Source organism: Pseudoalteromonas sp. PPB1 (assembly GCF_015356275.1).
Classification (GTDB): domain Bacteria; phylum Pseudomonadota; class Gammaproteobacteria; order Enterobacterales; family Alteromonadaceae; genus Pseudoalteromonas; species Pseudoalteromonas rubra_D.
In genome coordinates, this window is record NZ_JACEQV010000016.1 from 121423 (window position 1) to 129772 (window position 8350).

Sequence of the window (8350 nt, forward strand, 5' to 3'; positions counted from 1 at the left end):
TTCAATTTACCCCACCGCTAATTTTCCCGCCTCATGCCATATATCATTCAGCATGGGGTGGTGTAATTTCCAGGTGATATCCATAGGTTGGCTGCCTTGGTGCTGAACGTAGCTCACCTCGCCAAAATTGACAAACCCCATGGTTCTGCCGTTTTCGTCTTTGTTTTGTTCGCGAACAAACAAAAATAATCGTTTTCCTGTTTTTTTATGCTGGATATAACTCAGCCCCTTTCCGCGTTCCGGGCGGGCTGTGTTCTGGCTTTGCCAGTGGAAAAGGGTAGGGCTGATGGCGTAATCATTGTATAAAGTTGTGGGTGAGTAAACTTTTTCGCATTTATTTAGAGTAACAAACAAAATCTCAATATTCAGAGACTTGAATTCTTTCACGCCTTCGCGTGATGATGAGCGTTTTGCAAAGGTGTGCTCTCCCATGGCCGCGAAGATCTGTTCTCGAGTGTATCGGCTATGTAGCTGTAGTGCTTTGTTAGGCAAAGATGTCAGTGGTTGTTCTAAGTGTTCGACACGATTGATCAAAATAGATAATACATCTTTTAGCTCAGCAGTTAGAACGGGATGGTTTAATGCTCTAAGGCTCGCGGCTACGGATTTCGAGTTTGCCTGATTTTGTGGTGCTTCCCAAAAGTTGTAAAACGTCATCATAGCCAAAGCATCTTTTGTTTTGCTATCAAACTGTTTGACTTGTGATACATCGAACTGGTTGTCGCACAAAGCATGCAGAAAGCTCAGATAGGTAAGTGAGTTACACACCAGCAGTTGCGTATTGATTGCACGGTTATAAGCTTTAATGAGTAATAGTTCACGCTCAACCAGTTGAGGTTGAGTCAGAATGTGCCATCGGCTTATGCCAGATTGTGTGGCCTTATAGGTATCCTCAAGCGTGACACTGGGATTAACCTGTAGAAAATTGGCCAGGGTTAAAGGCAGGTTGGTATCCTGCGCAAAGCGGTTAATTAGGGCTCTTAACCTGTTTAAGTTATTCTCCGCTTTACGAATATTATTGAGAATAACTTCTTTGCTTTGTTTTTGCAGCTCAATGCGACAACCCAGCGGCAAATGTGGAAAACCGTCTTTAATTTCATTGCCGATGGCGGTATTTGTTTTGCCAATCAGGCCCCTGAATTTGGTGGCGAAATCGTATTCTGGCCTGGCATTGCCGACAAAATCGAGCACGGTACAGCACTCTTTTTCATCATTGCTAAGCCGCAGGCCCCGACCTAGTTGTTGTAAGAACAATGTCAGGCTTTCGGTTGGACGTAAGAACAGCAATGTATCAATTTCTGGAATATCGACACCCTCGTTGAAAATGTCTACCACACACAAAATATTGATGTCGCCGCTGCGTAGGGCCGCTTGCATTTTGTGTCTTTCTTGGGTGTTATCGCTGGTTAACACATTTGCGCTGATGCCATTTAAATTGAATTGCTTTGCCATGAAATTGGCATGCGCTTTACTGACACAGAACGCCAGCGCTTTGATGTGATGCACGTTGACGAGAATATCCTGCATACTGGCGATAATTTTTCGCGCTCTTTGGTCGTTATGCGTGTATAGCTGTGTAAGCGCGGCTATATCGTAGCGTCCTTGTTTCCATGGAATAGTCCGTAAGTCAGTCTCATCATCAATAGCAAAGTAATGGAATGGACATAAGTGCCTTTGGTTGATCGCTTCTGGCAATCGTAATTCTGCCGCAATGACCCCATCAAAGTCGTTTAGGATATTTCCGCCATCCTGCCTTTCAGGTGTGGCTGTCAGGCCCAGTAGTATTTGAGGAGTAAAGAGCTCTAAAATATCTCGATAACTACGCGCTGCTATATGGTGTACTTCGTCTATTACCACGTAGTCAAAGTAATCGGCTGTTAGGTTTAGGGAGTCAAGCTGGTTGTTGAGTGTTTGCACTGATGCAAAGAGCTGACGATAATGCTCTGGCTTATGGTTACCAACCCAAAGTTCTCCAAATTGGTTGTCCTTTAAAACGGCTCTAAAAGCGCTTCTGGCTTGTTTTAATATTTCTTCTCGATGTGCAACAAATAGCAATTTGGCATCTGGCTTGTCTTTGATAAATTGCTGGAAGTCGAAAGCGGAAATAAGTGTTTTACCTGTACCGGTTGCAGCGACTACCAGGTTTTTAGTGCGATTGTGGAGTGTTCGTTCAGCACTGAGTTTATCAAGTATGGTGCGTTGATGAGGTTTAGGGGCTAAGTCAAAATAATAGTGGCTGACATCTGAGACCTGATCTTTATCGTTTGATAAAGCTGCTTTGAGTTTCTGCTTACAGGTTTCCTGACCGGTGTATAACTCAAATTCATCTGATTCCCAGTAGGTTTCGAACGTACTGAGCGACTTTTTGATTATATGAGGGATTTCCTGACTCGTGATCTTTAAGTTCCACTCAAGCCCGTTTGATAGTGCGGAGTATGAGAGGTTGGAAGAGCCGATATAGCCTGTATGAAACCCGTTGTTACGCATGAATAAATAAGACTTGGCATGGAGCCTTTCATTGCGTGTGTTATAGCTGATTTTGACTTCGGTGTTTGGTAAACCTGCCAAAAAGTCAATGGCGCGTTGATCTGTAGCCCCCATGTATGAGGTGGTAATGACCTTTAGCTTTTTACCACTTTGAGTAAATTCGCGCAGCACCTCTTTGAATATACGGATCCCTGTCCAACGGATAAACGAAACTAACCAGTATATTGTATCTGAGGACTGTATTTCTCGCTTTAGCTCGCTCTCCAAAGACAAGCCCGCATTAGCACCAGAGAACAACTCGCTTTGAGTAAGCCCGGTTTGAGGAAAGATGGTATCACTATATTGTGCCAGGTCAGCTGCTAAAGGGTTACGTTTATCGAACAAGGCTGTGAGTATTTTACCTTGTGTATTAACTAAGTTCTCTTCGATGCTCTGTGCTTCACTTAGCTGATCTTTAAGCCAAAAAACAAACTTGTTAGCGAGCTGGATCTGCTGTTCCAAACGGTTTTTTTCACCTGCTGGTATGCTGTCGATTGCAAGTTGCATGAGCTTTGACATAAAACGTGATAGCCAAATGGCTGCTTCATCACTTTCTAGCTGACGTTCGCCAACATAAAATCGTTCTCGATCAAGTTGTTGCTCTACTACCTGTGTGATTAGTTGTTCATAGATGCCAAACTGCTGCACGGGCTATCCTTATTGTTTTTATGTGCTTGAAACGTCTTTAGTTTAAATCCTTTGTGAAGATCATTAAAGCATTGAATACAGCCCACCCAATTTCGGTAGCCTCTTATTCACAATTATGAAGCAAAAAATCAATCAGTACATTTTATCATCAGGCTGGGTAGCAAATTACCCGTCAATGAAACTCTAAAAATAAGCGAAAGGATTAAGAAAAGAAAAAGCTGATTATTGCTGTTGCACTTAGCACGTGTGCGTTACCTTCTGCGGCCAGAGAAGTGGTGTTACATAACGCGGGTGTTTATGCCAACAGCTCAGTAAAGCTGGATGTATGGGCGACTGCTTACAATGCGTATGGTTATTGCCATATCAAAGGGTTTGATGATGCGGTTCGTTTTACCACTAAGTGTGGTGAAGACGAGTCGACTTTTGCTCGCTATGTCGGCGGCACTAAGTGGGTTCAAAAAGACAGTGGCTCAAAAAACCGCTGTTATGGGCTAATTGAAACGGTTACTTGCACAGATAATTAATAACAGCCTGTTGGCGGCATTATCCGCTGACTGGATTTAAGTGATTATTCTAAATTGAGCTTTTGGCTGCGTATGCGGCCTTTTTTTATTCTGCTCTTTACCTTCCCTGTTCTGGGAGGTATGTCTTATAAATCCCTCACTCAGATGTATCGAGTATTGCAACTCGTTTCGAATACAGGTCGCCTGGCTGACATGAATAGTGTGCCTATACGACCAAAATCTAATGCTGTCAGGCTTTTGCTTGTACCTTTAATGTGATTACATTGTAATCGTCTGTAATTGCTTTTGCTGTGGATGATGTGCGACTGTAGTGCCTGCCAACGGCGTGGTACCCAATTTAATGTACTGAGGATAAGCAGATTACAGGTCTGGTTTTGCGAATACGGGATTACTACGCAATTATTTTTGGCTGAATGACAGCGATGTCTTTGTGGTTGTGAGTTACACAAAGCTGAGCGTGTATGCTCACCGCTTATGCGATCTACGCCATAGGTATTTTTGACAAATCGGGTGTTTGTTGATTCCGGTCTCATGTGAACCATCTGGATATTCAGATGGCCTTTATAGCAATGCCAGGCTCCCTGTGTGGCATTGCTTTTTTTATGTCGTACTTTGTCGTGGTTATACAAGGCTAGCCATCTTTAACGCTGTATAAGTGCATACTTAATGAGCGAACAACCGGTTTTTTTGTATAACAGCTGTTATTTAATGGTTAATGCCTTTACCTTCGCGCTGCTGGGCGGTATAACACACTAAACTCATGCAAAAACAATTTTCTATGTCTATTCAGTTGATTAAAAAAGCTGTAAAAGCCTTTTCGGCAAATAGTGAGCTCCAGCCAGATATTCTTTACATTGAAGGATATTTAATGGGGCTGGGTGTTGCGTTGCAGCCCCCTTTGCCAAGTGAATGGCTTGAGCACTTATTTGGTCACTACACGCTTGAGCACGCTGAGCAATTAGAAGCCGTGATGGATTTTCATACCCTGTGCTTTCGCAGAATAGCGCGAGATGAAAATACCTTACCTAAGCAATGCGTAGTATCTAAAACGGATCCCGAGAATAGTCTGGGCGACAGCAAACCCTTGCCACTGTATTGCATGGGCATGTTGCGTGCGCTTACCTGGATAAATACCGAGCATATTAATGCCGAGCAGCGTCAGCAGTTACAATGGCTGAAAGAAATTCTACGTGGTTTTACCAGCTATGAGCAGGCTCGACGAGAATTTGATGACGACAGCGGGGATTTTACCAAAGTGCTGTTAAAGCAACGCCGTATGATCCCAACGTATGTTGCCAATACCGCTTACGCCATGCGTTTTGCGGATGATATGGTGGAAGTGTTGGGTGAATATGGTATTACCGATGAAGAAATGCTTGAGCAAGCCCACGAAGTGTTTAACGATATGCTGGAAGAAGTTTTAGATCGCGACGACGAGGATGCCATTGCGGAGTTCGACAGTCTGGTTAAGCGGTTTGAAGAGAACATGATCACCCCTGATTATAGAACAGAAAACATGGGGGTTTTCTGGAAAATGCATGAGACACGGCCCTATATGATGCTGCGTGCTAAGCGCGCACATTTGAACCTGTGTTATGGCAATCCTGATAAAGCGGCTGAAGAGCTTCAGGATCTGCTTAAGTTGAATCCCAATGATAACCAGGGCAACCGGTATTTATTACTGAATTGTTTTATTGTTATGCAGGACTGGGCACAGCTAAGAGACTGTTTGGGCCAGTTTAGCGAGTACTCAACATTTACTCAGGCAGCACACGCTCTGATGTTATATGCCACAGAGGGAGATACCTCTCAAAGCCGCGAAGCCAAAAAGGCCCTAAAGGATCGTAACAGCCATTTTCAGATGATAGCGACCGGGCAGAAAAAGACGAAGCCTTGTTTTGATACTTACGCGCCCGGTAGTGAAGAAGAGGTCGATTATTATCTTGAGGCGGGCGGTAAAAAAGCCTGGCTGAGTGTAGAGGGAAGCTTATTCTGGCTGCGGCAGAAGTAACCGTTTGATGTTCTCTCCATTGATTACAGCGCTGGTCAATGTGTTTAAGCCACAGCCAAAGCGTTGGGCAGAGCAGCCTTTTGAGCATGTGGTGGTTACAGAGTTTTATAGTGCTCCTTGTGTAAAACGGCCATTGGAAACAGGCGATCCCCTACTCACAATTCATGAAGAGGGTATCTTGACCATAGGCCATGTGCAAAAAGCACCGAATCATTGTTTGAATAAGGCACGTAACTGCGATTGGCGTGAAGATCCTATTAATCTGTCTTAGTTATTTTTGATTGGCATGGATAAGGTCCTGAGTGCGAGCACTGTCTAATCATAGAGAACTTCACTGCCCCGTTTATTCGCCAGCTTTCCCTAATTAGCAGCACACCCCATCCCATCGCTTTTGATAACCATCTGCGTATGGCAACCTCCTCATATTCAGCTGCTGAGCGGTCTGCAAGTGGTTCCCGTGTCGGAGCTCGGGGTGTCGATGTATCTGGTAATGAGATGACATCGGGAGGCGTTATTTTTGGCGTTAACTTGGTGGTAGAGTCATTCTTAGCCCCTGTACCTGATAATCTTAGTATTTGGCTTGAAGGGGGGATGAGTGAATTTATGCTAGACTCAAATTTGGGTTGAGTTATCGAAAAGGTTCGATTGTTGTATGCGTGAGCGCTGTAAGTCTCTGACTGGTATAGCCATCATTTCATATCTGTTGCTGGTTAGTCATACTGCATTTTCTACAGAGTTAGTGGTAGGGTTTGGCCTGAGTCGTCCACCCTATGTGGATGAACGCAGTGGCTCAGGTATCAGTGTTGAGCTATTTAAACAGGCAGCAGAGCCTCTGGGCTGGCAATATAAAACGTTATTTGTATCCATTAAGCGGATGCAGCGTTTACTCGAACAGGGTGACATAGATGTTGCAGTTGAAATGTCTCGCGCCCAGCCTGGATTGTATTATTCCGTGCCTTTTATCTCTTACAGTAATTATGCTATTCACAGCCGCGATCCAGGATTCACTCTGACTTCAATGCAGGAGCTTGCCAGGCACAGTATTTGCGCGTGGCAAAATGCGTCAGAACACCTTGAACTCACTGAGATTGTGGCTGGCAAAGAGGATTACCTTGAGTATTCAAAGCAACGGGAGCAAGTGATTGAGTGGTTAAATGGCAAATGTGACGTGATCCTGATTGATGATACTTTACTGCGCTGGCATTTGTCTGAACTCAACCAGTCATCTTCGGTGCACATTAATAATCAGTGGGGGAAAGTGTTGTTACCCTTTGAGAATAATCCGCTCTGGTTTTATGTTGCGTTTACAGACAAACAGCTCAGAGACGAGTTTAATACCAGCCTCAAACAACTGGTTCAGACTGGTCGCTATCAGAAAATCAGAGAACACTGGGCGACCACGAAGAAAAACCAATAACACGAATTTAGCAGTCATAACTGCTACGCTATCAACCTTCTATCTTGATACTTCAGTCGCCAAGGAGGCGGACAATGAGAGACTGGAAATCGAACTTGGCACTTTCAGCGCTCGTTTTACTGGCGCTTTATCTTAATCGGGAAATAGTTGTTGAGCGTTTGGAGCTCGAACGGTTCATTGAACCGGATGCCTTAGAGCAGGAGCAACATAATACGGCCAGAGTACAAAGCGCGAGCACCGCATCAGAGCAGATCGTTGAGCGGGAGGCGGACCACAACATATATGGTGCGCCAATACAGTATCGTTGTAACAGCGCGTCGCAGGGTAAAGTGAAAATACAAAGTGCTAATGGCATCTATACCTGGCAGGACGATCGGGGTATTACGCACTTCAGTGACAGGCCTGCGCAACAAGGGGCGAGTGAATACCAGTTTAAATCGAACCATGCACTGGACTATTTTGACCTGGAACTGGATTATGGTGTCCTCGGGAAGGCGTTTCGCAACCGTCTGGAAGCCAGGTTAAACGCCGTCTTTCGTACTTATACGGGGATCATTGGCCTTGAAGCAATGCGCAAAGTGAAGCTGCGTATTGTGATTGCCAATAATCGCCGTGCTTATAAAAAAATGTTGGATGTTCTGGGCTCCAGTGCGGCAGGAAATCAGGGGATTTACAAAACCGCCCATAATATTGCCGTAGTTGAATTTCGTAGTGAGTCACAAGCCATGCGCACAGCCATTCATGAAGCGGTTCATGCAATTAATCAGGCGGTGCTTGGCAACACACCTCGCTGGTTTAACGAAGGCACTGCTGAATATTTTGAATATATCGAAACTTCTATGAATCTTAGCCAGTTAAAACCTAATGGAGCCTGGGTACGTAATGATTATTTGGTGGGAGGCTTGCTGCATCCAAATAGTCTGTTTGAAGCTGCTGGTTCATGGCAAGGTAAAGCGCAGAGCGTGATGTACAGAAGTAGCTGGGCATTTGTTTATTATCTGATGAGTTCTCAGCGCGGTCGCTCTCAGCTCAAACATTATATGCGTCTTGAGCAGGAAGACCCATGTGATCTGCTTGAGTTGACTCAGATCCAGTTTATACCATTTTGATTAATTAACTGGTCATTTTTATCCAGTCTCTAAAGCATAGTGATTTCACCCTGTCAGCACATGAGATAAACGCATTCCATGCTTCACTGACCTGATCCAAAATGTCTTCGTAGCT

6 protein-coding genes are annotated in these 8350 nt (G+C 44.4%); 5 read left to right on the top strand and 1 reads right to left on the bottom strand.

Annotation, left to right across the window (positions count from 1 at the left end; all coding sequences use genetic code 11):
- Nucleotides 1–6: 6 nt before the first annotated feature.
- Nucleotides 7–3174 carry a DEAD/DEAH box helicase gene (locus IY568_RS16505; RefSeq protein ID WP_194868140.1) on the bottom strand — a complete coding sequence of 1056 codons (3168 nt, stop codon included), beginning with the start codon at nucleotides 3172–3174 and terminating at the stop codon, nucleotides 7–9.
- 275 nt (nucleotides 3175–3449) lie between these two features.
- Between IY568_RS16505 and IY568_RS16510 the strand changes: the two genes are divergently transcribed.
- The 5 genes from IY568_RS16510 to IY568_RS16530 all read left to right on the top strand — a co-directional run bounded on the left by IY568_RS16510 (nucleotide 3450) and on the right by IY568_RS16530 (nucleotide 8235).
- Nucleotides 3450–3698, top strand: a complete 249-nt coding sequence (locus IY568_RS16510) for a hypothetical protein (protein ID WP_194868141.1) — start codon at nucleotides 3450–3452, stop codon at nucleotides 3696–3698.
- 778 nt (nucleotides 3699–4476) lie between these two features.
- Nucleotides 4477–5709, top strand: a complete 1233-nt coding sequence (locus IY568_RS16515; protein WP_194868142.1) for a tetratricopeptide repeat protein — start codon at nucleotides 4477–4479, stop codon at nucleotides 5707–5709.
- Between the two features lie 7 nt (nucleotides 5710–5716).
- Nucleotides 5717–5980: a hypothetical protein gene (locus IY568_RS16520; RefSeq protein WP_194868143.1), complete on the top strand. Its 264-nt coding sequence runs from the start codon at nucleotides 5717–5719 to the stop codon at nucleotides 5978–5980.
- A 381-nt stretch (nucleotides 5981–6361) separates the two neighbouring features.
- Complete coding sequence (locus tag IY568_RS16525) at nucleotides 6362–7126, top strand: substrate-binding periplasmic protein (RefSeq protein ID WP_194868144.1); 765 nt, start codon at nucleotides 6362–6364, stop codon at nucleotides 7124–7126.
- A 74-nt stretch (nucleotides 7127–7200) separates the two neighbouring features.
- Entirely contained in the window at nucleotides 7201–8235 is a 1035-nt protein-coding gene (locus IY568_RS16530; RefSeq protein ID WP_194868145.1) for a DUF4124 domain-containing protein, read from the top strand.
- Nucleotides 8236–8350 lie beyond the last annotated feature (115 nt).